The organism is Gordonia sp. (in: high G+C Gram-positive bacteria) (assembly GCF_052106715.1).
Classification (GTDB): Bacteria; Actinomycetota; Actinomycetes; order Mycobacteriales; family Mycobacteriaceae; genus Gordonia.
Window position 1 is genome coordinate 55654 of the sequence record NZ_JBQEDL010000018.1, and the last position, 25978, is coordinate 81631.

Here is a 25978-nt window from a genome sequence, read left to right on the forward strand (position 1 = left end):
ACCGGCGGAACCAAGCCGACCTCCTTCTCCGCCTCACAGGACGGTCCGTTAAAGGATTTGCGCTTGATGCGAGAGTCTACTCCGCCGAGGCGGCGGCGCGGACTTGAGGGGCGAGTTCGGCTACGCGCCCGAGGACGCCGTTGACGAACGCGGGCGATTCGTCGGTCGACAACTCCTTGGCGAGCTTGACGGCCTCGTCGATGACGACGTTGATGTCGACGTCGTTCGCGTACAGCAGCTCCCATACCGACAGCCGCAGAATGGCGCGATCCACTGCCGGCAGGCGGTGGAGCTTCCAGTTCTCCAGGTGCGAGGAGATGACTGCGTCGATCTGGGCGGCGTCCGCCGACACACCCTCGACGAGGGTGACCGTGTAACCACTCATCTCGCCGACAGCGTCGTGCTCACCGAACCATTCGCGTCGCTCCTGGACGAGTTGGGTCGCCGGGACTTCTTTGGCCTCGGCCTCGAACAGGATGTCGACGGCGCGCCCGCGCATGCGGTGGCGGCCCTTAGCTTCACTCACTGGTGCTTCTCGTTACTACTGGTTCTCGATGTGGGACGACTGGTCAGCTGTTGACGCGGCCGAGGTAGTTGCCGTCGCGCGAGTCGATCTTCAGCTTGTCCCCGGTGTTGATGAACAGCGGAACGCTGATCTCGGCCCCGGTCTCCAACGTGGCGGGCTTGGTGCCGCCGGTCGACCGGTCGCCCTGCAGGCCCGGATCGGTGTGGGTCACGAGAAGCTCGACGGTGACCGGCAGTTCGACCGAAAGCGGCTCCTCCTCGTGGGTGGAGACCTGGACGCTCATGTTCTCCAAGAGGAAACGGGCGCCGTCGCCGACGACCTCGGGCGCGATGTTGATCTGCTCGAACGTCTCGCCGTCCATGAAGACGAAGTCGGCGCCGTCCTTGTAGAGGAAGGTCATGTCACGACGGTCGACGGTCGCGGTCTCGACCTTGACACCCGCGTTGAAGGTCTTGTCGACGTTCTTGCCGGACGTGACGTTCTTGATCTTGGTGCGCACGAAAGCCGGCCCCTTGCCCGGCTTCACATGCTGGAACTCCATGATCTGCCACAGCTGGTTGTCCATCTTCAGAACGAGCCCGTTCTTGAAATCGGCGGTCGTCGCCATGAATGTTCTCCTCGCGGTTGTTCGTCTCCATGTCTGCCGGACTGTGCCTGCAGGCGATGCTTATAGGGCGGTCAGGCTCCGGGACGTCGTCGTCAGCGACGTCGCCCCGGTGTCGGTGACCACCAGGGTGTCCTCGATCCGCACGCCGCCGCGTCCCGGGAGGTAGATCCCGGGTTCGACGGTGACCGTTGCGCCGTCAGGCAGTGTACCGCTCGCAGCGGCTCCGATTCCCGGCGCTTCGTGGATCTCGAGGCCGACGCCGTGCCCGAGACCGTGCACGTAATACTCGCCGTATCCGGCATCGGCGATCACTGTGCGCGCCGCGGCGTCGATCGAGGCCAGGTCGGCTCCGACCGCCAGCGCGTCGCGTCCGGCTCGCTGCGCTGCGGCCACGACGTCGTAGATCTCGCGCTGCCAGCTCTCCACCTCCCCCAGAACGAAGGTGCGCGTCATATCCGAGTGGTAGCCGCCCGCCACTGCCCCGAAATCGATCTTGACCAGGTCGCCGACCTCGAGGACGGTGTCCGTGGGCCGATGATGCGGAACGGCCGACCACGCGCCCGCGGCGACGATGGTCTCGAAGGCTACAGCGTCGGCTCCGTATTCGTACATCGCCCATTCCAGATCGCGGGCGACTTGCCGTTCGGTGCGGCCCGCGGCGATCGCACCGCGCTCGACGAGGGCCGCGAGTGCGGCGTCCCCGATGGCACACGCCGACGTGATCAACTCCACTTCGTCGGCGTCCTTGGCGATGCGCAGTTTCTCGACCGCATCCTCGACCGAGGCCACGTGCAGACCGAGCTCCGCGGCGAGTTCGGTGAGCCGGGCGTACGCGGCGACGGTCACGACGTGGCCTTCGATCGCCACGCGTGCACCGGGACACCGCTCGGCGATCGTGCGAAGCAGTTCGCTCGAGCAGTCGCGTGCGATCACCGCTGTCAGGTCGTGGCTCTGTTCGGCGACCTGCGTGAGGTACCGGCCGTCGGTGCTGATGCGGTCGCCGTCTCGCGACGGGCCCGTCCACACCAGGACCGCTCCATTGCTGCCGGTGAAACCCGTCAGGTAACGCAGATTGTTCAGGTCGGCGACGACGATCGCGTCGACCTCGCCGACCGACTGCGACGCAGCCAGGGCGGCGCGCCGCGCGGCGTTCGTACTACTCATCGGTATGTCTCCATTGTTGAACATGTTCCATCCGGCTACTGTGTCCTACATGACTTGGCTTATTCGTGGCGTCGTGATGTCCATTGTGCAGATCGCGGCACGCTTGATTCTCGGTGCCGTCGTGATCGCTGCGCCGTTGTCGAAGACGCTGTCCACGTCCATCGCGATCGCCGCCGTCGTCCTCATCGCCATCATCTGGGGCGGGATCGACGGGATCCGCGACGCCCGCGCCAACGCCGACCCCGACGACTACGCCGATCTCACCGTCCGCTGGCTCAAGGCAGGCCTGCTCGCCGGCTTCGTCTCGTGCCTGGTGTGTTGGATCGTCGGCACGGCCGGGTGGTTCAACGGCATCGGTCAGGCGTCGTTCCCGGTGGAGATCATCGCAGGCACCTCATTCATCACCCTGATCGTCTTCGTGCCCGCCTTCTTCGGTGTCTCCGTCGGCCGCCTGATCATCCGCCGCGAACAGCGCAAGGCCGAGAATCGTGCACAGGAGCAGACCGAGCAGATCCCCGTCGCAGCCTGAGTCCTTAAGTCCTGCTCGTCGCCCGCCTACGCGAAGCGTAGGCGGGCGATGTGCGTCAGAGCAGGATGGCGCCCGAGCCGCCAGACGGCTTCTCGCCCGACACCGCCGAATACGCCGCCGCGATCAACGACGGGTCCGGCGCCTCCAGACGTCCCGGCTTGGCCAATCCGTCGAGGATGACGAAACGCAGCATGCCCGAGCGGTTCTTCTTGTCCCCAGCCATCGTCTTGAGCAACGCACTGAGCGCGTCGGCGTCGTACGACGTGGGAAGACCGACGAGTTCGAGGATCGTGCGGTGCCGGTCCGCCGTCTCGTCGTCGAGGCGCCCGGCCAGGCGTGCGAGCTCCGCGGCGAAGACCATGCCGACCGCGACCGCGGCACCGTGTCGCCACTTGTACTGCTCGCGGCGCTCGATCGCGTGTCCGAGAGTGTGTCCGTAGTTGAGGATCTCGCGCAGCGACGACTCCTTGAGGTCCGCGGACACGACATCGGCCTTGACCTGAACCGAACGCCGGATCAGCTCGGGTAGGACCTCGCCCTTCGGGTCCAGAGCTGCCTTAGGATCTGCCTCGATCAGGTCGAGGATCACCGGATCGGCGATGAAGCCGGTCTTGACCACCTCGGCGAACCCGGACACGACCTCGTTGTGCGGCACCGTCTCCAGGGTCGCGAGGTCGATGAGGACCGCATCCGGTTCGTGGAAGGATCCGACCAGATTCTTGCCGGCGTCCGTGTTGATCCCGGTCTTGCCGCCGACCGCGGCGTCGACCATCGCCAGGAGAGTCGTCGGGACGTGGATGACGCCGATTCCACGCATCCACGTCGCGGCCGCGAAACCCGCGAGGTCGGTGGCCGCGCCGCCGCCGAGGCTGATCACCTTGTCGTTGCGCATCATCCCGATCCGACCGAACACCTCCCAGCAGAACGAGGCGACCGACAGATCCTTGCCTGCCTCGGCGTCGGGTATCTCGACGCGGTGCGCGTCGAATCCGCGCTCGGCGAGGTATTCACGGATCTGCTCCGCGGTGGCGGCCAGTGTCGGTTGGTAGATGATCGTGACGCGGTCGGCGCCCGCCGCGGCGGTCGCGACGTCGTCGAGCAGCCCTCGGCCGATGGTGACGTCGTAGGGCGACGCCGCACGGACGGCGACGGTGACCGGTTCGGTCATGAGTTCTCCTGATCAAGTCGGCTGATGATGGCTGCCACGACCGACGACACCGGTTCGGCGGCGTCGACGACGTGGGTGGCGACCGCCCGATAGTGCTCGGTGCGCGAGGCGAGGATGTCCCGGTAGCGGCCGGCCGGGTCGTCGTCGACGAGCAACGGTCGATCGGACCCGCGCACCCGCGCGAAGCCGTCGTCGGCGCCGATCTCGAGGTAGACGACATGGTGACCGGCCAGCGCGTCACGAATCGCCGGTACGGTCGCCGATCCGCCACCGAGGGCGACGACACCGCGTGCCGACGCGAGGACGTCGCCGACGATCTCGGCTTCGACCTCACGGAATCCGCTCTCCCCGACGGCGGCGAAGATCTCTTGAATGCCGCGTCCCGCGCGCCTGGAGATCTCGGCGTCGGTGTCGACGAAATCGACCGCCAGCCGACCGGCGAGCGCACGGCCGACCGTCGACTTCCCAGATCCCATGAAACCGGCCAATACGACGATGGGTCTGTCCCCGACGTGGCTGGCCGGCCGATCGTTCATGGTCGCGGCGGACGCGAGTGCACGGCGTCCAGGTACGCACGAAGGTTCGTCTGGGTCTCGGTCGCCGAGTCTCCGCCGAACTTCTCCAACGCCGCCTGCGCGACGACGAGCGCGACCATCGCTTCGGCGACGACTCCTGCGGCGGGCACTGCACACACATCGCTGCGCTGGTGGATCGCGCTCGCCGGTTCGCCGGTGGTCATGTCGACGGTGGCGAGGGCCCGCGGCACTGTCGAGATCGGTTTCATCGCGATGCGGACGCGCAGGTCCTCGCCGTTGGTCATGCCGCCTTCGAGGCCGCCTGCCCGGTTGGTCGACCGTAGGACGCCGTCGGCGCCGGGAACCATCTCGTCGTGGGCCTGACTGCCGCGGCGTCGTGCGGTCTCGAAACCGTCCCCGACCTCGACACCCTTGATCGCCTGGATGCCCATCAGCGCGGCCGCGAGCCGAGCGTCCAACCGGGTCTCGCCGCTCACATGCGAACCGAGGCCCACCGGAACACGGGTGGCGACCACCTCGACCACTCCGCCGAGCGTGTCACCGTCGCGCTTAGCTGCCTCGATCTCCTCGATCATCGACGCCTGGGCGTCGATGCCGAACGCGCGCACCGGGCTCGCGTCGATCGCCTCAAGGTCTTCCGGTCGCGGCGGCGGGCCCGAGTACGGCTCGCTGTCGCCGATGGAGATGATGTGCGACACGATCTCGATACCGAGGACCTGCTTGAGGAAGTTGCGTGCGACGGTTCCGGCCGTCACCCGCGCCGCGGTCTCACGTGCACTGGCACGTTCGAGGATCGGACGGGCGTCGTCGAAACCGTACTTGAGCATTCCCGAGTAGTCGGCATGGCCCGGGCGCGGGCGCGTCAACGCGGCATTGCGCGCGCTGCCTGCGAGTTCGTCGTCGTCGACGGGGTCGGCCGCCATGACCTTCTCCCACTTTGGCCATTCAGTGTTGCCGATCTCGACGGCGATCGGTCCGCCGAGCGTCCGACCGTGACGCACTCCGCCGATCACGGTGACCTCGTCGGCCTCGAACTTCATTCGCGCGCCGCGACCATAGCCGAGTCGGCGTCGCGCCAACTGTTCGGCGATGTCGGCGGTGGTGATCTCCACACCCGCGACCATTCCCTCGACCAGGGCAACCAGGGCCGGTCCGTGTGATTCTCCGGCAGTCATCCAACGCAGCACAGGTCGATTCTTCCAGAGTCCTCCTCAGGCACCGAATTCGACGTCTGCGCTCTGCTCATCGCACCGCGAGCGCCACCGCCCCGAGAATGGCTGCGGCTGCGACCAACGCGGGACCGTGTGCGGTGACACGTCGTCGGGCGAGCGCACTCGCCACCAAGGAGAGCACCGCAGCGAAGGCCACCGCCAGCAACGCCGCGATCGGGGCCCCGACCGCTCCCCCGACAATCAGCGCAAGCTTCACGTCGCCTCCGCCGCACGCCCGGAATGCGAACGCGCACATGTACACGCTCGCACATACGAGCCCCGCGACCAGGACTGTCGGCTCCACGAAGCCCGCCGAGACGACGAGGCCGATAGCCGGAAGCGTGAGCGCGTTGGGGATCCGCCCGGTCCGCGCATCGGTCACCGCACACGCCACCGCCACCGCGGCGAGGAAGAGCGCGACGAAGACCATGGACTGAGCATCGTCGACGACGGTGCTCCTGCCAACTGCGTTATCCACAGCCGGGAGACGGCTACAGAAGTTCGATGCCGACGGCGGCAGCCATCGCGGCTGCGGGAGCGGGCCGACCGGTGAACTGCTCCACCTGGCTGTAGGCCTGGTTGAGGAGCATCACGAGTCCCCCGACGACGATGCCGCCCGCCTCGGCGACAGCGGCGGCGAGAGGTGTCGGCCAGGGATCGTAGATCACGTCGACGAGTCGCGGCGTCGCCGCGACCGAGGGCGCGAGAGATTCGGCCGCCGCCGACGGGACGGTGGAGACCGTGACATCGGCCGACGAACAGGCGTCCCGCAATTGCTCGCCCGGCTCGAAGTCGATGACCTGCGCACCTACCGACAGCCGTTCGGCGAGGTGGAGAACCCCGCGGGCGCGGCCCGCGTCGCGCGCCACGACGATGACGTCGGTGATCCCGGCTTCGACGAGCGCGGCGAGCGCAGGCCGAGCCGTGCCACCCGCGCCGATGAGCACCGCTCGGGTCGGCTGTTGCACGATCCCGGTCTGGGCGAGTGCGCCCGTCACCCCGTCGACATCGGTGCAGTCGGCCCGCCAGCCGCTTCCGGAACGGACCAAGGTGTTGGCCGAGCCGATCAACGCGGCGCGCTCGGTCGCCGTGTCGGCGAAGGCGAGCGCCGCCGACTTGCACGGCATCGTCACCGAGTAGCCGATCCACTCCGCGCCCGCACCGTCGACCGTTGGCGCGAGTCGGTCGGCCGTCGTCTCGATCGCATCGTACGACCACCCGTCCAAGCCGAGCGCGGCGTAGGCGGCACGGTGCAGCGCAGGCGATTTCGAGTGTCCGACCGGTGATCCGAGGACCGCCGCACGGCGACCGGATACGGCGTTATTCACAACCGACCGTCAGGAACTTGTTGCGGCACGCCACCTGCCGGTTCTGCTTGTGCTTTGCGAAGGTGTTCGCGAACAGCGTCGTGCCGTCCTCGTCGACCGTCACGAAGTACAGCCACTTTCCGTCGGCCGGGTTCTCCGTCGCATGCAGCGCCCGATCGCCCACAGCACCGATCGGCGTGAGCGGCAGTCCCGCGTGCTTGTACGTGTTCCAGTCGTTGTCGTTGTTGTACGCCTCGCCGTGCAGATCGTTGGACCTGACGTCGGCGGTGTAGTTGGCGGTGGAGTCCATCTCGAGGCGCTGGTCACGGTCCAGACGGTTCAGGATCACGCGGGCGACCTTCGGGAAGTCGGCCTCCTTGCGTGCCTCGCCCTCGACGATCGACGCGACGGTGAGTGTGTCGTAGGGCGACAGCCCGGAATCGTTACCACTCAAGAGCCCCCACGCCGTGTACCGCGTCTCACTGCGAGTGATCAGTTCGCGCAGAACCTCTCGGGCGTCGAGCGCCGGATCGATGTCCTCCCACGCCCCGGACGCGATGAGACCTTCGATACGCCGGTGGTCGCCGGTCAACTCCTGGACCTTCTGCCGCGCCCACGGCGGGACGCCGAGGTCTTCCGGCGACGACGTGGCCGCCGCCTCTTCGAGTTGTTCGACGCTCACGCCGTACTGGGCGTCGTCGGTCTTGATGGTCGTCGCTTTGGCGATCATCTCGAAGATTCCGGGCCGTGTGTGCCCGCCGGTGCTCTCCTTCGAATCGAGTTGGAGGCCTTCGGGAACGATGATCCTGCCGACCCGGCGGTCGGGTCCGCTCATCATGTCGATCGCGCTCTTGGCAGAGATGCCCTTCGGCATGTCGTAGAAACCGGCCGCAACGCCGGGACCGGTCTCCGCGGCGTCGACGAATGCCCGCTTGCTGCCGACGACGCCCGCGTCGGCCAACGTCTGCCCGACGTCGCGGAGCGCGGCGTCCTCGGGCACTTCCACGAGGACGGACCCCGAACCCGTCGCGCTGTCGTAATCGGTCCGTGAGTCGAACACGCCGAGCCATTTGAGCCCGAGGCCGGCGACCACGAGGATCACGATCAGTGCGACGACACCGACGCCGAGTAGGACGCGCTTGTTACGTCGACGTTCGGGCATCGCGCCGCCCATCGTCAGCCCGTCCCCGTCACTCCCGTTTCCGTCATCCCCGTAGTCCCCGTAGTCCCCGTAGTCCCCGTAATCGGCGTCCGGGAAGTCGGGGTCGCGATCGCTCTCGTCGACCGGCGGGTAGACCGGCGTCTCACGCGAGTACTCGCCGACGTCGCTCGGACGGGATTCGAGGACGTCGAACGTCGGTGCGATCTGCGCCTCGGGTGCCGGGTCGCGGTCGGCCGCACGCTCGGTCTCCCGATGGCGTTCGGGCGCCCACTCCGGCTCGGGCGCGTTTCGCGGGTCGGCATCCGTGCCTGGGTCCCGGGTCGGCGGCGTGGGCGGCACGCCGTGGCGTGCACGCGGTCCGACTCGGTCGATCGGTCCGGTCTGCACGTGCGACTCGCGGCCGGGCGCGGTCCTCGACGGCCGGGTCGGCGGCTGTGCGGGGGCTGCAGGCGGTCCGGGCCGGCGCGGCTGCTGCGGCTCGGTGAACTGAGTGCTCGGCTCCTCCGAACTCCGGTAGCGGACTTCGAAATACGGCGATGCGCCCGGAGGCGGCTCCGGAGTCTGATACTCGATCGTCGGGTCGGGCAGCGACTTCTCGACGCGCACGATCGGGATGCTTCCCGTCGTCGTCGGGTCACCGGGGCCGCGCCGACGCCGATGCCTGTTCGCAGCCTGCGCCGAGGACCGGTCGGTGAAGTACCGCCGGGAGTCGTCGTCTCCCTGCCCCTGGCGGGACGTCGGGTCCTGATCACTCACGTGCGTCGATCCTCCTCATCGGTGAACACCTCACCGGTGCGCGTCCAACCATCCCTGCAGAATAGCCACTGCTGCGGCCTGATCCACGACGGCGCGCGCGTCCTTCGCTTTCACGCCGTTTGCCCGCAATGCCGCAGTTGCGGTGACCGTGGTCAATCGTTCGTCGTAGAACTCCATCGGCACGGCGGGCCCGCCATCACGATCGCGGACCGCCGCGTCGAGCGCTCGGCCGAATCCACGCGCGACTCGCACCGCCTGCCCCTCGGTGTTGGCGAGAGTTCGCGGCAGGCCTACCACGATCCCCACCGCCTCGTACTCGTCGACGATCTCGACGATCCGCGCGATGTCGCTGCCGTCCTTAGCGCGTCGCACCGTCTCGACGGGAGTCGCCAGGATTCCATCCGGATCGCAGACTGCGACGCCTATACGAACGCTGCCGACGTCGATCGCGATCCGACGCCCACGAGGCGAGATCATCGGCCCCCGACGACGTCGCGCAACCGGACGAGCGCGGCATCGACGCCTGAGGCGTCCGTGCCCGATCCCTGTGCCAGGTCGGGCTTGCCTCCGCCACGTCCGGCTACCAGCGGTGCGATCTCCTTGACGACGTCGCCCGCCGTGATCCCGGCCCCGCGCGCAGCGTCTGTGGTGCCGACGACGAAGGGAACCTTGTCACCGTTCGTGGAGAACAGTGCGACCACCGCGTTGCGGTCAGCGATCCGCCCCCGCACATCGGTGACGAGTGTCCGCAGCCCGTTCGCGTCCACACCGTCGGCGACGCGACCGGCCACGACGAGAGTCTCCCCCACGGCCTGTGCCTGGTCGATCAGCCCCGACAATGCAACGCGGGCCTGCTCGGCCTTCGCCGCGTCGAGGGCCTTCTCCGCGTCGCGCAGACGCGCGACGAGCTGCTCCACTCGACCGGGAACCTGGTCGGACGGCACCTTCAACGACGACGCGAGACCCGCCATGAGCGCTCGCTCCTTCGACAGGTAGCGGAACGAGTCCATACCCACATACGCCTCGACTCGTCGGACACCGGACCCGACGGACGACTCCCCGATCACTGTGATCGGACCGACCTGCGCCGAACTTCCGACGTGCGTACCGCCGCACAACTCCATGGAGAACGGTCCACCGATCTCGACGACGCGCACACGGTCGCCGTAGTTCTCGCCGAAGAGCGCCATCGCACCCATCGCCTTAGCCTTGTCCAGGTCGGTCTCGAAGGTGTTGACCTGGAAATTCGATTCGACGGCCTCATTGCTGATCTGCTCGATCTGCGCCCGCTGGTCGTCGGTGAGAGCGCTCGCCGAATGGAAGTCGAACCGCAGGTAGCCCGGCCGGTTCAGCGAGCCGGCCTGGGTCGCGGTCGGCCCGAGGATCTGACGCAACGCAGCACCGACGAGGTGCGTGCCCGAGTGTCCCTGGGTGGCCCCGTGCCGCCAGCCGGCGTCGACGCTCGCCAGGACCTCGTCGCCCTCGGCGATCTCGCCTTCGTCGACGACCACGCGGTGCAGCCACACCTGCTTGCCGACCTTCTGCACATCCTTCACCGACAGCCGGACACCGTCGGAAGTCGTGATCTGCCCCTGGTCGGCGGTCTGTCCGCCTGCTTCGGCGTAGAGCGGACTACGGTCGAGGACCACTTCGAGCTCAGTGCCCGGCGTGGCCGAACGCACTCGTTCGCCGCCGGCGACGAGGCCGACCACGCGCGCTTCCGATACAAGCTCGTCGAATCCGGTGAACACCGTCGGCCCCCGGTCGAGGAAGTCACGGTAAACCCGCTGATCCGCATGCGAGGACTTACGCGAGGTCGCGTCGGCCTTCGCGCGGCTGCGCTGCTGAGCCATCAACTCGGCGAACCCGTCGCGGTCCACCTGCAACCCCGCCTCAGAGGCCATCTCGAGCGTCAGATCGATCGGGAAACCGTATGTGTCGTGCAGCGCGAACGCGTCGCCGCCGCTGATCTGCGAGCTGCCGCTCGCCTTGGTGGCGTCGGCGGCGTCGGCGAACAGCTTGGAACCGGCTGCGAGCGTCTTGGAGAAGCTGGCTTCCTCACCGACCGCGACGGCCACGATGTGCGCGCGCTGCTGATCGAGCTCCGGATACGACGGGCTCATCAGATCGATCACGGCGTCCACGATGCGCCCCATCGTCGGCTCGGACGCCGTGCGGTCATCGGGCCCGCTCGCTCCGCTCCCGGCGCCCTTCCCATCGGGCCCGCTCGCTCCGCTCCCGGCGCCCAGCAACCGCACCGACCGCACCACGCGGCGCAGGAGCCTGCGCAAGACGTAGCCGCGCCCGTCGTTGGAGGGGACCACCCCGTCGCCGATCAGCATCACCGAAGTGCGCGCGTGGTCGGCGATCACCCGGAAGCGCACGTCGTCCTCGTTGCTGCCGGTTCCGTATCCGCGACCGGTCAGTTCGGCGGCGAGATCGATAATCGGCCTGCACAGGTCGGTCTCGTACACGTTGTCGACGCCTTGGAGGATGCACGCGACGCGCTCGATCCCCATCCCGGTGTCGATGTTCTTCTTCGGCAACGGCCCGAGGATCTCGTAGCCTTCCTTGCCGCCGCCCTCACCGCGGATGTTCTGCATGAAAACGAGATTCCAGATCTCGATGTAGCGGTCCTCGTCGGCCTCCGGACCGCCCTCGACACCGTATTCGGGTCCGCGGTCGTAAAAGATTTCCGAACACGGGCCGCACGGTCCCGGCACGCCCATCGACCAATAGTTGTCCTTGAGGCCGCGACGCTGAATGCGCTCGGACGGCACACCGATCTCGTCGCGCCAGATCGTCTCGGCCTCGTCGTCGTCGAGGTAGACGGTCGGCCACAGCCGGGTCGGGTCGATGCCGTACCCGCCCTCGTCGACGGGATTGGTCAACAGGGTCCACGCGAAGTTGATCGCATCGCGTTTGAAGTAGTCGCCGAACGAGAAGTTGCCTGCCATCTGGAAAAAAGTGTTGTGGCGGGTCGTGACGCCGACCTCTTCTATGTCGAGGGTTCGCACACACTTCTGCACACTTACCGCGCGGTCGTACGGCGGCGTCTGATCACCGAGAAAGTACGGCTTGAACGGGACCATGCCCGCGTTGACGAACAGCAGGTTCGGATCGTCGAGAATCAGCGATGCGCTCGGCACCTCGGTATGTCCGGCCCGGATGAAATGATCCAGGAACCGCTTCCGGATGTCATGCGTCTGCACTGCGGATGTCCTTCGTCGAGAATCGCTGATGGTTCGGGGGCGAGTTTACCGGGGCGGAGTTCACCGTCGGCGGGTGCGGCTCGCCACGCCCCGGATGATCGAGCGCAACTTGCCCACGCGGAGGCCCAACTCCCGTTCGAAACCGTGATCAGTCGGAGTGTAGTAGTCGACTCCGACCAGTTCATCGGGCGGATACTGCTGCGGCAGAACGCCATCGGGGTCATCGTGCGGATACTGGTAGCCGATGGCGTTTCCGAGCTTCTTCGCACCCGCGTAGTGGCCGTCGCGCAGGTGCGCAGGCACCGCACCCGTCTTTCCCGCCGACACGTCGGCCGTCGCAGCTCCGAGCGCGGCGATCACCGCGCCCGACTTGGGTGCGGTCGCCAAATGGATCGTCGCCTGCGCCAACGCGAGCCGCGCCTCCGGCATCCCGACGAGCTGGACGACCTGTCCGGCCGCCACGGCTGTCTGCAGAGCCGTCGGGTCGGCCATCCCGATATCTTCGCTCGCATGGATCATCAGGCGGCGAGCGATGAATCGCGGATCTTCACCAGCCACCATCATCCGTGCCAGATAGTGCAGCGCCGCGTCGACGTCGGAACCCCGAATCGACTTGATGAACGCACTCGTCACATCGTAATGCTGGTCGCCGGACCGGTCGTAGCGGACGGCGGCGCGATCGATGGCGGCTTCCACGTCCGCGACGGTGATCTCGCCGTCAGATGCGCCGTCGGCGCTGGCCTCCAACGCCGTCAATGCTCGCCGCGCATCGCCGCCGGAGACCGCGACCAGGTGGTCGAGCGCCTCATCGGTCATCGCGACCACCCCGTCCAAACCGCGCGGATCGGCGACCGCTCGCTCGAGGACGGCCTTGACGTCGGCGTCGGTCAGCGACCGCAGATGCAGGACGAGCGACCGAGACAGCAGCGGAGCCACCACTGAGAACGAAGGGTTCTCCGTCGTCGCCGCGACCAACAGCACGATGCGGTTCTCGACGGCGTCGAGGAGAGCGTCCTGCTGGGTCTTGGAGAAACGATGGACCTCGTCGATGAACAGGACGGTCTGCTCACCGTTGACCAGTCGACGGCGTGCGGCGTCGATGACTGTTCGGACCTCTTTGACGCCTGCCGACAGCGCGGACAGCGCCTCGAAGCTGCCGCCCGTCGCCTGGCTGATCAACGACGCCATCGTCGTCTTCCCCGTGCCGGGCGGGCCATACAGCATCACCGACGACCCGCCCGAGCCTGCGATCAGCCGTCGGAGCGGCGAGCGTTCACCGAGCAGGTGGTCCTGACCGACCACCTCGTCGAGTGTCGTCGGTCGCATCCGCACTGCAAGCGGCGCCGACGGCGTCGGTACCGGCGGCGTCGTGCGTCTACCGGTGCCGACGTCGTCGAAGAGGCCGTCCGATTCGGTCATCGGTGTCCGATCACTCGAACCAGAGTCGTTGCAGCGCGCGCTGCACGTCGTGTGCGACGGCGCTCACCGCCTCGGCTATCTCCCCACCGACCTAGTCGTCGGCATAGACGGCGAGGTCGGCCCACCGGGCGGTCACCACGCGCGGATCACTCGTGTGCAGCGCCCAGTCGTGTCCGGACGTGTCCGATTCGAGCATCCAGTATGTGGCGAGCCAGGTCCACAGCGTTCTCGACGTCAGCAACAGCGTCGCCAGTGTCACGTCGTCGTTCAACGCCGGCCACAGCGGGCCTGCCTCGGACCGCCACGCGTCGACAAGCGCGGACTCCAATTCGACCTGGTGCGCCAAACCTTGGTCGGACAACGCCGACGGGAACGTCGTCAACGCGTACCCGACATCGAGCGGCGCGTCGCGGAACGCGCCCCACTCGTAGTCCATGAACTGGACGCCGTCGTCGTTGATGAGGATGTTGTCGGGTCCGACATCGCACGGACTGAAAGCGCGGAAACGTCCGTCCTCGAACAGCGCGAGCCCTGCGTCGAGGACGCGCCGGAACGCGGCCGGGACGTCGACGCCGATCTCGGTGGCGACCTCGTCGGCCCGTCGGACAGACGAGGTGGCTTCACTGCCGATGCCCGCGAGCATCAGTGGGTCGGCGACGGTTCGCGGCCCGGCGCCGCCGCGTCCGCTGACACGGAGGAGGGCACGGAAGTCGTCCTCACCGCCGTAGGTCGCGGCGTGCATCCGGCCGAGCGCCTGTCCCCAAGCACTGACGCCGCGGCGGACTTCGTCGATGTCCGCCGATGCGAGCAGGTCGAGCATGCCGCGGCCGCTGCCCAGGTCGGTCAGGACCAGAATTCGGGTGTCCAGGTCGGATGCGAGGAGTTGCGGTCCGGGGCGGGACGCTGTCGGTAGGGCCGTCGCATAGCGGTACGACGCGATCTCGCGCAGCACCTGACCTGCTTCGGAGTTGTCGTCGAACGCCTTGACCACCATGGTGCGGTCGAGGGAGACGGGGTTGTCGGCGACGCGGACGCGCACCACGGTGCTGCGCCCGGACCCGCCGAGATCTTCCGGATCGTCGATCCGGACCTGACTGCCCGCACGCCGCGTGAGGACATCCTGCGCCGCGTCGAGCACGGAGTCGATTCGATCGTGTGCCACAAGCGTCATGACTTACTCAGGCGTTGACCGCCTGTCCCTCCTGAGCCGCCTGGCCCTGTTCCTTCTTCGGCGCGGGCTTCGCATCGATACCCGACTCCTTGCGCTGAGCAGCGGTGATCGGTGCGGGCGCGTCGGTGAGCGGGTCGACGCCGCCTCCCGACTTCGGGAACGCGATCACCTCGCGGATAGACGATTCACCCGCCAGCAGCGAGGTGATGCGGTCCCAGCCGAAGGCGATGCCGCCGTGTGGCGGAGCGCCGTAAGCGAATGCGTCGAGGAGGAAGCCGAACTTCTCCTGCGCCTCGTCTTCGCCGATACCCATGATCGCGAAGACCCGTTCCTGAACGTCGCGACGGTGGATACGGATCGACCCGCCGCCGATCTCGTTGCCGTTGCACACGATGTCGTATGCGTAGGCCACCGCAGAACCCGGATCCTCCTCGAGGCCGTCGAGACATTCCGGCTTCGGAGAGGTGAACGCGTGATGCACAGCGGTCCAGGCACCGGATCCGACAGCGACGTCGCCCGCGGCGGTCGCATCGTCGGCGGGCTCGAACATGGGCGCGTCGACGACCCAGGTGAACGCCCAGTCGCCGTCCTTGATGAGCCCGAGCTTGTTCGCGATCTCGCCGCGAGCCGCGCCGAGGAGCGCACGCATCGGCTTCGTCTGGCCCGCGGCGAAGAAGATGCAGTCGCCCGGCGTCGCGCCGACGTGCGCAGCGATGTTCTCCCGCTCGGCGTCGGAGATGTTCTTGGAGACGGGACCGGTCAGGCTGCCGTCATCCTGGACGAGCACGTAGGCCAGCCCCTTCGCACCACGCTGCTTGGCCCACTCCTGCCATGCGTCGAGCTGGCGACGCGGTTGCGAGGCCCCTCCCGGCATGACGACGGCGCCGACGTACGGCGCGCGGAACACTCGGAACGGCGTCTCGGCGAAGAACTCAGTGCATTCGACGAGTTCGAGGTCGAAGCGCAGGTCCGGCTTGTCGCTTCCGAAGCGGCGCATGGCATCCGCGTAGGTGATACGCCCGATTGGCGTGGTGATCTCGTGCCCGATCAGCTTCCAGAGCGAGACGAGGATCTCCTCAGCGAGGGCGATCACATCGTCCTCGTCGACGAAACTCATCTCGATGTCGAGCTGGGTGAACTCCGGCTGGCGGTCGGCGCGGAAGTCCTCATCGCGGTAGCAGCGCGCGATCTGGTAGTAGCGCTCCATCCCTGCGACCATGAGTAACTGCTTGAACAGCTGCGGACTCTGCGGAAGCGCATAGAAACTGCCGGGCTGCAGACGCGCAGGCACCAGGAAGTCACGAGCGCCCTCCGGGGTGGAGCGGGTCAGGGTCGGCGTCTCGATCTCGACGAAGTCGTGGTCGCCGAGCACGCCTCGGGCGGCGGCGCTCACCTGCGAACGCAGACGGATCGCGCGGGCCGGCCCCTCCCGACGAAGGTCGAGGTAGCGGTGACGCAGACGCGCTTCTTCGCCCGGCTGCTCGTCCAGTTGGAACGGCAGCGGAGCGGACTCGTTCAGAACCACCAGTTCGCGCGCGTTGAGCTCGATGGCTCCCGATGCCAGCGCGGCGTTCTCGCTGCCCTCCGGTCGCGCCTCGATCTCGCCGGTCACCTGCACGCAGAACTCAGCGCGCAGTCGGTGCGCGGCCTCGGCGACCTCGTCGTCGCGGAACACCACCTGGACCAGCCCCGAGGAGTCACGGAGGTCGATGAAGACGACCCCGCCGTGGTCGCGGCGTCGTGCGACCCAACCGGCGACGGTGACAATCTGCGAGGCGTCCTCGCGGCGCAACGATCCGGCGAAATGCGTGCGGAGCACTGGGTTCCTTCCTGATAAGGACAAGATGATCTCGCCACAGTCTACGTTTCAGGTCCGACAATGCGACACCTGGATCCACTCCCGCAGCGATGCTCCACAAGGCCAAGTGCACCGGCTAGCCTGACTCCATGACTTTCCAGGGAAGCGGGCCGCTCGACACCAGCGGAGTCTCGGCGGGCGGCGGTGGTGGTGGCGGTCGGATCGCCATGGGCGGCGGTCTCGGTCTCGTCGTCACCGTTGTCGCGTTGCTGTTCGGCGTGAATCCCGGTGACATCATGGGCGGTTCGGGGTCGACGGGGTCCCAGCAGGTGTCGGCCGATCAGTCCGAGTTGCAGGAGCGCATCGACTCGTGCACGACGATCGAGCAGGCCAACTCCGACGACGTCTGCCGCTTGATCGCCACCAAGAACAGCCTCAACGACGTATGGCCGACGCTCATGAACGGCTACACCGACCCCGACATGAAGATCTTCTCGGGCAGTATCAACACCGGATGCGGCGCCGCGTCGTCGGCGATGGGGCCGTTCTACTGCCCGAGCGACGAGACCGCCTACTTCGACCCGAGCTTCTTCCAGGAGCTCACACGAATGGGCGGTTCGGACGGACCGCTCGCCCAGGAGTATGTGGTCGCCCACGAGTTCGGGCATCACGTCGAGAACCTGACGGGAGTCCTCGCGAAGGGCCAGCGGATGGGCAACGACGGATCGGTTCGCATCGAGTTGCAGGCCGACTGCCTGGCGGGAGTCTGGGCTCAGCACGCCGACGACGGCCCCGACGCGATGCTCGCTCCCCTCACCGACGACCAGATCGCATCGGTCATTCAGACCGCGAAGGCCATCGGCGACGACACGATCCAGGGGTCGGGTTCCAACCCGGAGGGCTGGACACACGGAAGCGCTCGCCAACGCCAACGCTGGTTCACCACCGGCTACGAGTCCGGCGACCCGAGCCGCTGCGACACCTTCGCGACCGACGACCTGTAGACACGAGTCCGCTCACACCCCCTGTTCGCTCACCTTTGACGCGCTCGCTCACCTCCCGAGGTGAGCGAGCGCCTCTGAGGTGAGCGAGGTTCATCTGCGATAGCTGATCCCGAGCTTGTCGTAGTGGGCAGTCAGCTTCGGCACCAGGAGTCCCCGGCAGAGATCGGACCAGACCCACCGTGCGACGTCGAGCCCGAGCTCGCGGAGTTCGTCCTCGCGGATCTTCTCGCGGATCACGACCTCTTCCGGAGCCTCTTCCCCGCGCATCTCGCGGCGATACTTCACCAGACCGTCGAACTCGCCGACGAAGACGACCCCTATCCCGAAGTCACAGAATGCGCGGCGGCCCGAGCCCAGCCGGTATTGGACCTGAAGGTCCGGAACGGGCAGACCCGCCTCGATCATCTGCGCCCGGCTCCATGACTCGCCAGGCGAGTCGGAGCGTTCGTCGGCCAGCGAGTACGCGCGGCGTGCGAGGGCGACGCCGTGACGACGGTCCGCCAGGAGCCGTTCGATGTGCTCACGATCTGCCGTGGTCGCCACCGCGCCGTCGAAGACCGTCAGCGCCTGGGGGAAGCTCCCCGCAGCGAGGGCGACGTCCACCGCCGTCCGCGCGACGCTCGTCACCTGGACTCCGTCCACCTCGACGACGTCCCCGGCACGGAGCAGGCCCGCATGGATGATCCGTCGCGAACGCCTCGACCCTCCGGCGTCTCGACCGGTCACGACGTGGACGTGCTCGTGATCCGGATAGAGCAGCGGAATCCGATGAATCGCCGCCGCCGAGTCGTGGCTGAGCACCGGCCGCCCCGGTCCAGTAGCCGCCGCGACACACTGCGCGCGGTAGAACACGTCCGCGGCGTCGTCGCGCCCGGCGAGGTCTGACGCCAAGATGTACCGACCACGAGCGACGGCGCGCAACTCGCCCGCACGGAGAGCGCTCGCGATCTGACGCTCGCTGATCCCATGCTCAAGAGCGAGTGCGCGATGCACGATTCGGTATCGATCGACCGGCCACATACGAACAGTGAACGGCAGCCGACCCGGACGCGCACCCCCGTTGTCCACAGGCAGGTACTCGCTCGGCGTTCGCGTACTTGACGTGCGCTCACTCCTCTCCGGAGGTGAGCGAACGACGTGAAGGTGAGCGAACGGGTCAGTTGCCGAGTCGGCGACGTACCTGGGCGAGGACATCGTCGATGGACACCGACTCCTGCTCGCCGTCGGTGAGGTCCTTGATCTCGATGACCCGGTCGCCGAGCTCGCGTTCGCCGAGAACGAGCGCCAGGCGCGCGCCGGAGCGGTCGGCCGCCTTCATCGCTCCCTTGAGGCCGCGGTCGCCGTACGCGAGATCTACGGAGATGCCCGCATCGCGCAGCATCCCAGCGAGATTGACCATTTCCGACTTCGCCGCTCCGCCTAGCGGCACGCCGAACACCTGGACTCGGCCCGCTCCCGCGACGGAGACTCCCTCGGCCTGCAACGCGAGGACCGTGCGGTCGACGCCGATGCCGAACCCGGCGCCGGACATCTCCTGCTTGCCGCCGAGTTGCTTCATCAGTCCGTCGTAGTGTCCGCCACCGCCGATCCCCGACTGCGCGCCGAGCCCGTCGTGGACGAATTCGAACGTCGTCTTCGTGTAGTAGTCGAGCCCCCGGACCAGCCGCGGGTTGATCACATACTGCACGCCGAGACGGTCCAGGTGAGCCTTGACCTGCTCGAAGTGCTCGCTCGCCGACTCGCTGAGGTAGTCGAGCATGAGCGGTGCGTCGGCCGTCGCCTCCCGCACCTCCGGTCGCTTGTCGTCGAGCACTCGCAGCGGGTTGATGCGGGCACGCTCACGCGTCGGCTCATCCAGATCGAGGCCGAGCAGGAACTCCTGCAACATCTCTCGATACTCGGGCCGACACGTCTCGTCGCCCAGCGACGTCAGATCCAAGCGGTAGCCGGTCAGACCGAGCCGTCGGTATCCCTCGTCGGCGACCGCGATGACCTCGGCGTCCAACGCCGGATCATCGACACCGATCGCCTCGACACCCACCTGCTGCAGTTGCCGGTAGCGACCGGCCTGCGGACGCTCGTACCGGAAGAACGGACCCGAATAGCACAGCTTGACCGGCAGTTGCCCACGATCCAGACCGTGCTGGATCACCGCGCGCACCACCCCTGCCGTCCCCTCCGGGCGGAGCGTGACGGTGCGCCCGCCGCGGTCGGCGAACGTGTACATCTCCTTGCTCACCACATCGGTCGACTCACCGACCCCGCGTGCGAACAACGCCGTCTCCTCGAAGATCGGCAATTCGATGTGGCCGTAGCCTGCGCGATACGCCGCGTCCGTCAGCGCGTTGCGGACGGCGAGGAAGTCCGCCGAAGCGGGCGGAAAATAGTCCGGAATGCCTTTCGGCGCGGAGAACTCGCTCACAGTCCGTAACGTCCCTTCTTCTGTACATCGGGCAGGTCGACGAGGAACGGGTTCCCGACGCGTTCGGCGCCGATCGTCGTCTGCGGTCCGTGGCCGGGCAGGATCACCTGATCGTCCTCGCGCGGCAGCAGTTTCGCCGCGATCGAGTCGAGGAGTTGCTGGTGGCTGCCCCCGGGCAGATCAGTGCGGCCGATCGAACCGTTGAACAGTACGTCCCCCGAGAAGCAGACGGAAACCGTCTCGCCCGTGTCGGGGTCGGCTGGCACGTCGGGTGTCAGCAGCACGCTCCCCCGCGAATGGCCGGGCGCATGGTCGACACCCCATCGCAGCCCCGCGACTTCGACGTCCTCGCCGTCGACGAACTCGACGACCTTCTCGGGTTCGACGAACTCGAGGTCGCCGATCATCGACGACAGCGCCGACCCGATGCCCATCCCCGGATCGGTCAGCATCGGACGGTCATCCGCGTGAATGTATGCGGGAATGGAGAATTCGTCGGCGAGTTCCTGCGCATTCCAGGTGTGGTCGAGGTGACCGTGCGTCAAGAAGACCGCGACCGGCGTCAGTGAGTACTCGTCGAGCGCAGCCCGAACGTTCGGCGCGGCGTCCTGACCCGGATCGATGATGACCGCATCCGAGCCCGGACCACCCGCGACCAGGTAGCAGTTGGTCTGAAATGCTCCGGCCGGAAATCCCGCGATCAGCACAGACGTCACCCTTCTCTCGTGTGTCAGAACCATTGTCTCATCGACTGATCAGACCACTGCGATAGCATGGGGCCGCCCCGCGCGGACTCCCGCCCGCGGACATCGCTTACAGGAGGTTCCACCAGCGTGTCGACCAACGAAGAGCGTCGCGACGCCGCCCGCCGCAAGCTCGAAGAACGGCTGGAGCGCGAGAAGCAGGCCGCGAAAAAGCGCCGACTCTCGATCATCGCAGCGGCAGGCGTCGTCGTTGTCGCGATCGCGGCGGTCGGCGGCTACTTCTGGTGGCGTTCCTGGGACAACGACCGGCACACCACGTGCGACTACGCTGACGCGCCAGCCGACTTCCAAGGCGAGATCAAGAAACTGCAGGACATGATGCCGCAGATCCCGCAGGAGCAGAAGGCAGGAGCCGAGGCCTTCCTCACCAGTCTTCGTGAGGGCGCAGCCAAGCAGCGGACCTCCCCGAAGCCGGAGTCGCGGACCCTCAACACCGGGACCGGCCAGTTGACTTTCGCCACCGACAAAGGCGACGTCTCCGTCGACCTCGATCGCAGCCACGGCGCGTGCAACGTGAACGCGATCATGTCGTTGGCCGACAACGGTTACTACGACGGGACGTCGTGCTTCCGACTCGCCCAGAGCGAGACCCTCTCGGGCCTGCAGTGCGGCGACCCGACCCGCACCGGCCTCGGCACCCCCGGATGGCATTCCCCGGACGAGGCTCCGGACCATTTGAAGATGACGCCCCCGGATCCGCAGATGGCGCAGATGGGTATGTCCCAGTCGCAGATCACCTACCCGCGCGGAACGGTCGCGATCATCAACTCCAACAATCCGCAGTCCCAGGATCCGGCTGAGCAGGCGAACACCGGGAGCGCGAACTTCATCGTGTTCACCAAGGACTCGACGATCTCGACGCCGCTCTCGGTGGTCGGCAAGGTCTCGCCCGAGGGGATCAAGATCATCGACGAGGTCGCCAAGGACGGCTCCGTCATCGGCCCCAACTCCACCAAGGAGAACGGCGTGCCGAAGACCAACCTCGAAATCACGAAGGCGTCGGCGAGCGACTCCGAGTGAGATCGCCCCGCAGGCCGGCCATCCCGGTCGGCCTGCGGGGATCAGCCTGCGGACGTCACTCGGTAGACGTCGTAAACGCCTTCGACGTTCCGGACCACGTTCAGGACATGACCCAAGTGTTTCGGGTCGCCCATCTCGAAGGTGAACCGGCTGATCGCGACGCGGTCACGGCTCGTCGTCAGTGACGCCGACAGCAAGTTGACCCGCTCATCGGCCAGCACGCGTGTCACATCCGACAACAGTCGGTGACGATCGAGAGCCTCCACCTGAATCGCGACGAGGAACACGGCGCTCGTCGTCGCCGCCCAACTGACCGGGACCAGCCGGTCGGGCTGGGTCCGAAGCTCATGCGCGTTGGTGCAGTCGGCTCGGTGGACGCTGACGCCGCCGCCGCGCGTGACGAATCCCAGAATGTCGTCGCCAGGCACCGGTGTGCAGCATTTGGCGAGTTTGACGAGCACGTTGTCGATGCCTTCGACCACGACTCCGCTATCGCCCGCACTGGGCCGGGTGCTCTGCGTCGTCGACGGCGTCGCGCGGTTCGCGATCTCCTCCTCGGCAGCCTCGACACCGCCGAGCATCGCGACTAGGCGATGCACCATACGTCCTGCCGGGACGTGCCCCTCACCGACCGCCGTGTAGAGCGCGTCGACGTCGTTGAAACCGAACTCCTTGGCGATCGCCATCACCGAGTCGCCGGACAGCAGGCGGTGCAACGGGAGTCCGCCGCGCCGCACCTCTTTGGCGATCGCCTCCTTGCCCGCCTCGAGCGCCTCTTCCCGGCGCTCCTTGGCGAACCACTGCCTGATCTTGGCTTTGGCACGGGGTGAGACGACGAAGTTCTGCCAGTCCTTGCTCGGTCCCGCGGACTCTGCTTTCGAGGTGAAGACCTCGATGACCTCGCCGTTCTCAAGAGGACGCTCCAGCGCTACGAGGCGCCCGTTGACCCGAGCCCCGATACACCGGTGTCCGACTTCGGTGTGCACGGCATACGCGAAATCGACAGGTGTCGACCCGGCGGGCAGCGTCACGACGTCGCCCTTCGGGGTGAACACGAAGATCTCCTTGACGGCGAGGTCATAGCGCAGCGACTCGAGGAACTCCCCAGGGTCCGCGGCCTCACGCTGCCAGTCGAGCAGCTGCCGCATCCACGCCATGTCATCGACTTCGGCGACGTCGGTAGCTTTGCGCCCCTTACCTTTCCGCCCCTCTTTGTAACGCCAGTGGGCGGCGATGCCGAACTCCGCGGTCCGGTGCATCTCGTGCGTACGGATCTGGATCTCCAGCGGCTTGCCCTCCGGTCCGATCACCGTGGTGTGCAACGACTGGTAGACGCCGAAGCTGGGCTGCGCGATGTAGTCCTTGAACCGACCGGCCATCGGCTGCCACAGTGAGTGAACGACACCGATCGCGGCGTAACAGTCGCGGATCTCATCGCAGAGGATTCGCATGCCCACAAGGTCGTGGATGTCGTCGAAGTCCTTGCCGCGCACGATCATCTTCTGATAGATCGACCAATAGTGCTTAGGACGCCCTTCGACGTTCGCCTGGATGTGGGCGCCGCCGAGCGCATTGTCGAGGTCGGCCTGCACGCGGGCCAGGTACGTGTCGCGGCTCGGCGCACGATCAGCCACGAGGCGAACGATCTCCTCGTACTTCTTGGGATGAAGGATCGCGAACGAGAGGTCTTCCAGTTCCCACTTAACAGTCGCCATCCCGAGGCGATGTGCAAGGGGGGCAATCACTTCCAATGTCTCGCGAGCCTTGCGCGCCTGCTTCTCGGGTGGCAGGAAACGCATGGTCCGCATGTTGTGCAGCCGATCGGCGACCTTGATCACGAGCACACGGGGATCGCGTGCCATCGCGATGATCATCTTGCGGATGGTCTCGCCTTCGGCGGCACTTCCGAGCGCCACCTTGTCGAGTTTCGTCACCCCGTCGACGAGGTGCGCGACTTCTGAACCGAAGTCCTTCTCGAGTTGGGCCAGCGAGTATCCGGTGTCCTCGACGGTGTCGTGCAGCAGCGCGGCAACCAACGTCGTCGTATCCATGCCGAGGTCGGCGAGAATCGTCGCGACCGCGAGCGGATGGGTGATGTACGGGTCGCCGGACTTGCGCATCTGACCGGTGTGATGCTCGTCGGCGACGTCGTAGGCCTGCTGCAACACTGCCACGTCGGCCTTCGGGTACACCGTGCGGTGCAGCGTGACGAGCGGTTCCAGGACCTGTGTCACGCTACCCCGCGGCGCCGCGGTCATCCGCCGGGCGAGCCGCGCGCGCACCCGCCGAGAACTCAGCGGTGCAGCTGAATCGTCGCTTCGTCGCGCGGCATCGGGTTCGCTCATGTTGCGAGTCTAGGTCACTCGTCGACGGTGACTCATATCACCCTTCGCAGAGATTGTGCACGCGCACGTCAGCGCCGCCGACCGCCTCGAGTCGGGCGCGCCCCGGAAAGCCGCTCAACTCCATCACGACGGCGACGTCGGACACCCGAGCACCCATCTGGCGGAGAAGATCAATTGTGGCGCACAGGGTTCCGCCTGTCGCAAGAACGTCGTCGACCACCGCTACGTGACGGTCGGTGAAGTCGATTCCCGATGCAGGCACCTCCAGACGAGCCGAGCCGTACTCGAGTTCGTAGTCGACGCCGATCACCGGAGGCGGCAGTTTGCCGCCCTTACGCACGGCGACGACACCGATGCCGAGGTGGTGGGCGACCGCGCCGCCGAGCAGGAACCCGCGGGCGTCGATACCCGCGATCAGGTCGGCGCCCATGCAGGCGTCGGCCAGTGCCGCCGTCACCGTCCGCAGTCCGTCCGGCGCGGCGAGGACCGGGGTCAGATCTTTAAACGCGATCCCCGGTTCGGGAAAGTCGGGAACGAGACGGGCGTGTGCGTCGATCGCCGCGCGAGCCGACTCCAGCCGGTCCCGCATGCCGCTCGCGGCGGTTCCCGGGCCCGTGGCGGCTCCCGGGCCAGCGACTCCTGGACTCATCCGGTCACTCCCCACCGATCCATGTTCCATCCGGTCCCCGAGCGACCCATGCCGGGCACTGCACGTTGCACCGCGGCGGCAGCTTCGCGCCCACGGACCGTGCCGTAGAGCGGAATGGTCGGCAACTGGTCCCAAGCCTGCGTGTCGATCGTGCGCAGCAGCGGCAGACGGGCGCTGTCGCTAGCCGTCTCCGAGAGGCCGGTGATGGCCTTGCCGACCGAGTCCGCGCGGTAACCGGATAGGTTGAGCGGGTCTCCCGGGTACAGCGCGTAAACAGCCGGAACGCCGCTGACCGTACCCGACGCCGCGAATGTGTCCCCGGACGAGAGGAGTGCGTCCGCGTCCTTGCCCAGCCCGGTCACGGAGAAGTCCGGCGAGGACACATCCTTGACGGTAATGCCCGCGGGTGCGCACGCGGCGGCGATCGACTTCACGACGGCTGCCGCGGTCGGGCTGCCCGCCGGGTAGCCGATACGGATGACCGGCTTGCTGCGGTTGCCGTTCTCGCCTGTGCCGCGTTCCTCGAGGAGCGTGCGGGCTCGAGCGACGTTCGACCGCGGATAGCGGCGACCGAACTGCACGTTCAACGACGATCCGAGCGAGTCGGCGGGCGCTGCGCTGCGCAGGCTCCATACGATTCCGTTCGATCCGTGATCTCGAGCGAGTTGGTTGCGCGGCATGCAGGTGGCCAGCGCCTGCCGGACCTTGAGGTCGGAGCCGACGCCGGTCCGCGCGAAGACCAGATTGGTCACTGCGAGCGGCGGATCGTCGCGTGCCGCGCTTCGGTCGGTGTCGGTGGCCTCTGCTTCGTTTCCCGCCACCTTGTCCGCCTCGGCCACGTCGGCGGTGTCCGCGACGTCGACGACGCCGTCGTCGACCGCCTTGGACCCGTCGGTGCCGAGCGGCCACACCGTGACGTCGCCCAGAACCGGCTTCTGCCCCCACCACTTCTCGTTGGCGACGAGCCGCAGACCCCGGTCGGTGCTGTAGCTCTCGACACGGTACGGCCCCGACGCGACGAACTTCTCCGGGTCGATCTCGTCACCGGGCTTCAACGCGAAGCCGGTGTTCCACGCATCGGCGATCTTCGCGATCGCACGCCGATTGTTACCGGTCAGCGTGCCGACGACGTCGGACACGCCTGCGAGGCGCCCCACGACGTGGGCTGGCAGTAGAGTGCCTGCACCGAACAGCGCACGCCATTCGAG

At 67.2% G+C, this 25978-nt stretch carries 23 protein-coding genes; 3 read left to right on the forward strand and 20 right to left on the reverse strand.

Translation table 11 applies throughout. The annotated features are described in order from the left end of the window. Positions 1–76 precede the first annotated feature (76 nt). The 3 genes from nusB to ACTIMF_RS10960 are packed head-to-tail and all read right to left on the reverse strand — an operon-like array spanning position 77 to position 2297. Positions 77–526: a transcription antitermination factor NusB gene (gene nusB, locus ACTIMF_RS10950; RefSeq protein ID WP_442350316.1), complete on the reverse strand. Its 450-nt coding sequence runs from the start codon at positions 524–526 to the stop codon at positions 77–79. Between the two features lie 43 nt (positions 527–569). Continuing rightward, complete coding sequence (gene efp / locus ACTIMF_RS10955; RefSeq protein ID WP_442350317.1) at positions 570–1133, reverse strand: elongation factor P; 564 nt, start codon at positions 1131–1133, stop codon at positions 570–572. A 60-nt stretch (positions 1134–1193) separates the two neighbouring features. Further along, the gene (locus ACTIMF_RS10960; protein ID WP_442350318.1) at positions 1194–2297 is read right to left on the reverse strand and encodes an aminopeptidase P family protein; all 1104 of its coding nucleotides are present in this window, start codon (positions 2295–2297) and stop codon (positions 1194–1196) included. Positions 2298–2346: 49 nt separating this feature from the next. Here ACTIMF_RS10960 and ACTIMF_RS10965 point away from each other — a divergent pair, with 49 nt between their 5' ends. Then, positions 2347–2826 carry a B-4DMT family transporter gene (locus tag ACTIMF_RS10965; RefSeq protein ID WP_442350319.1) on the forward strand — a complete coding sequence of 160 codons (480 nt, stop codon included), beginning with the start codon at positions 2347–2349 and terminating at the stop codon, positions 2824–2826. A gap of 55 nt (positions 2827–2881) precedes the next feature. Here the strand turns inward: ACTIMF_RS10965 and aroB are convergent, their stop codons facing one another. The 11 genes from aroB to aspS form a co-directional block, all read right to left on the reverse strand. Next, positions 2882–3994 carry a 3-dehydroquinate synthase gene (aroB, locus tag ACTIMF_RS10970; RefSeq protein WP_442350320.1) on the reverse strand — a complete coding sequence of 371 codons (1113 nt, stop codon included), beginning with the start codon at positions 3992–3994 and terminating at the stop codon, positions 2882–2884. Continuing rightward, the gene (locus tag ACTIMF_RS10975; RefSeq protein ID WP_442350321.1) at positions 3991–4470 is read right to left on the reverse strand and encodes a shikimate kinase; all 480 of its coding nucleotides are present in this window, start codon (positions 4468–4470) and stop codon (positions 3991–3993) included. The genes aroB and ACTIMF_RS10975 overlap by 4 nt, the downstream gene beginning before the upstream one ends. Before the next feature lie 56 nt (positions 4471–4526). After that, positions 4527–5705: a chorismate synthase gene (aroC, locus tag ACTIMF_RS10980; RefSeq protein ID WP_442350322.1), complete on the reverse strand. Its 1179-nt coding sequence runs from the start codon at positions 5703–5705 to the stop codon at positions 4527–4529. A 67-nt stretch (positions 5706–5772) separates the two neighbouring features. Continuing rightward, positions 5773–6219, reverse strand: coding sequence for an A24 family peptidase (locus ACTIMF_RS10985; RefSeq protein WP_442350323.1), 447 nt, complete (start codon positions 6217–6219; stop codon positions 5773–5775). A 13-nt stretch (positions 6220–6232) separates the two neighbouring features. After that, a complete protein-coding gene (locus ACTIMF_RS10990; protein ID WP_442350324.1) occupies positions 6233–7069 on the reverse strand; it encodes a shikimate dehydrogenase in 837 nt (278 codons plus the stop codon). Then, positions 7062–8966 (reverse strand): endolytic transglycosylase MltG, encoded by a 1905-nt coding sequence (locus ACTIMF_RS10995; protein ID WP_442350325.1) that lies wholly within the window; start codon positions 8964–8966, stop codon positions 7062–7064. Before ACTIMF_RS10995 ends, ACTIMF_RS10990 begins: the two co-directional genes overlap by 8 nt. Before the next feature lie 30 nt (positions 8967–8996). Then, positions 8997–9443 carry a Holliday junction resolvase RuvX gene (ruvX, locus tag ACTIMF_RS11000; protein ID WP_442350326.1) on the reverse strand — a complete coding sequence of 149 codons (447 nt, stop codon included), beginning with the start codon at positions 9441–9443 and terminating at the stop codon, positions 8997–8999. Next, positions 9440–12178, reverse strand: a complete 2739-nt coding sequence (gene alaS / locus ACTIMF_RS11005; protein WP_442350327.1) for an alanine--tRNA ligase — start codon at positions 12176–12178, stop codon at positions 9440–9442. The genes ruvX and alaS overlap by 4 nt, the downstream gene beginning before the upstream one ends. Positions 12179–12238: 60 nt before the next feature. Further along, positions 12239–13597 (reverse strand): replication-associated recombination protein A, encoded by a 1359-nt coding sequence (locus ACTIMF_RS11010; protein WP_442350328.1) that lies wholly within the window; start codon positions 13595–13597, stop codon positions 12239–12241. Between the two features lie 91 nt (positions 13598–13688). After that, positions 13689–14768 (reverse strand): hypothetical protein, encoded by a 1080-nt coding sequence (locus ACTIMF_RS11015; protein WP_442350329.1) that lies wholly within the window; start codon positions 14766–14768, stop codon positions 13689–13691. A 7-nt stretch (positions 14769–14775) separates the two neighbouring features. Next, the gene (gene aspS / locus ACTIMF_RS11020) at positions 14776–16587 is read right to left on the reverse strand and encodes an aspartate--tRNA ligase (protein WP_442350330.1); all 1812 of its coding nucleotides are present in this window, start codon (positions 16585–16587) and stop codon (positions 14776–14778) included. 128 nt (positions 16588–16715) lie between these two features. Here aspS and ypfJ point away from each other — a divergent pair, with 128 nt between their 5' ends. After that, the gene (gene ypfJ, locus ACTIMF_RS11025; RefSeq protein ID WP_442350331.1) at positions 16716–17570 is read left to right on the forward strand and encodes a KPN_02809 family neutral zinc metallopeptidase; all 855 of its coding nucleotides are present in this window, start codon (positions 16716–16718) and stop codon (positions 17568–17570) included. Between the two features lie 90 nt (positions 17571–17660). On the opposite strand, the gene ACTIMF_RS11030 is transcribed toward ypfJ, so the two are convergent. The 3 genes from ACTIMF_RS11030 to ACTIMF_RS11040 form a co-directional block, all read right to left on the reverse strand. Further along, on the reverse strand, positions 17661–18590 hold the full coding sequence (locus ACTIMF_RS11030; protein ID WP_442350332.1) for a hypothetical protein: 930 nt from the start codon (positions 18588–18590) through the stop codon (positions 17661–17663). Between the two features lie 136 nt (positions 18591–18726). Beyond that, positions 18727–19992: a histidine--tRNA ligase gene (hisS, locus tag ACTIMF_RS11035; protein WP_442350333.1), complete on the reverse strand. Its 1266-nt coding sequence runs from the start codon at positions 19990–19992 to the stop codon at positions 18727–18729. Beyond that, positions 19989–20699 carry an MBL fold metallo-hydrolase gene (locus ACTIMF_RS11040; protein WP_442350334.1) on the reverse strand — a complete coding sequence of 237 codons (711 nt, stop codon included), beginning with the start codon at positions 20697–20699 and terminating at the stop codon, positions 19989–19991. Before ACTIMF_RS11040 ends, hisS begins: the two co-directional genes overlap by 4 nt. A 126-nt stretch (positions 20700–20825) precedes the next feature. Here ACTIMF_RS11040 and ACTIMF_RS11045 point away from each other — a divergent pair, with 126 nt between their 5' ends. Next, on the forward strand, positions 20826–21776 hold the full coding sequence (locus tag ACTIMF_RS11045) for a peptidylprolyl isomerase (protein WP_442350335.1): 951 nt from the start codon (positions 20826–20828) through the stop codon (positions 21774–21776). A 41-nt stretch (positions 21777–21817) separates the two neighbouring features. Here the strand turns inward: ACTIMF_RS11045 and ACTIMF_RS11050 are convergent, their stop codons facing one another. From ACTIMF_RS11050 to ACTIMF_RS11060, 3 genes are all read right to left on the reverse strand, one after another. Next, a complete protein-coding gene (locus ACTIMF_RS11050) occupies positions 21818–24121 on the reverse strand; it encodes a RelA/SpoT family protein (RefSeq protein ID WP_442350336.1) in 2304 nt (767 codons plus the stop codon). Between the two features lie 37 nt (positions 24122–24158). Further along, entirely contained in the window at positions 24159–24710 is a 552-nt protein-coding gene (locus tag ACTIMF_RS11055; RefSeq protein ID WP_442350340.1) for an adenine phosphoribosyltransferase, read from the reverse strand. A gap of 56 nt (positions 24711–24766) precedes the next feature. Next, positions 24767–25978: ABC transporter substrate-binding protein (locus ACTIMF_RS11060; RefSeq protein WP_442350337.1), on the reverse strand; the 1212-nt coding region annotated here is incomplete at its 5' end.

Coding starts and splice junctions, on each gene's coding strand:
- ACTIMF_RS11015 (WP_442350329.1), bottom strand. CDS start 14,768: ATGACGCTTGTGGCACACGATCGAATCGACTCCGTGCTCGACGCGGCG.
- ACTIMF_RS11055 (WP_442350340.1), bottom strand. CDS start 24,710: ATGCGGGACCGGCTGGAGTCGGCTCGCGCGGCGATCGACGCACACGCC.
- aroC (WP_442350322.1), bottom strand. CDS start 5,705: ATGACTGCCGGAGAATCACACGGACCGGCCCTGGTTGCCCTGGTCGAG.
- ruvX (WP_442350326.1), bottom strand. CDS start 9,443: ATGATCTCGCCTCGTGGGCGTCGGATCGCGATCGACGTCGGCAGCGTT.
- ACTIMF_RS11050 (WP_442350336.1), bottom strand. CDS start 24,121: ATGAGCGAACCCGATGCCGCGCGACGAAGCGACGATTCAGCTGCACCG.
- ACTIMF_RS10960 (WP_442350318.1), bottom strand. CDS start 2,297: ATGAGTAGTACGAACGCCGCGCGGCGCGCCGCCCTGGCTGCGTCGCAG.
- ACTIMF_RS10975 (WP_442350321.1), bottom strand. CDS start 4,470: ATGGGATCTGGGAAGTCGACGGTCGGCCGTGCGCTCGCCGGTCGGCTG.
- ACTIMF_RS10965 (WP_442350319.1), top strand. CDS start 2,347: ATGACTTGGCTTATTCGTGGCGTCGTGATGTCCATTGTGCAGATCGCG.
- aroB (WP_442350320.1), bottom strand. CDS start 3,994: ATGACCGAACCGGTCACCGTCGCCGTCCGTGCGGCGTCGCCCTACGAC.
- efp (WP_442350317.1), bottom strand. CDS start 1,133: ATGGCGACGACCGCCGATTTCAAGAACGGGCTCGTTCTGAAGATGGAC.
- ypfJ (WP_442350331.1), top strand. CDS start 16,716: ATGACTTTCCAGGGAAGCGGGCCGCTCGACACCAGCGGAGTCTCGGCG.
- ACTIMF_RS11030 (WP_442350332.1), bottom strand. CDS start 18,590: ATGTGGCCGGTCGATCGATACCGAATCGTGCATCGCGCACTCGCTCTT.
- ACTIMF_RS11010 (WP_442350328.1), bottom strand. CDS start 13,597: ATGACCGAATCGGACGGCCTCTTCGACGACGTCGGCACCGGTAGACGC.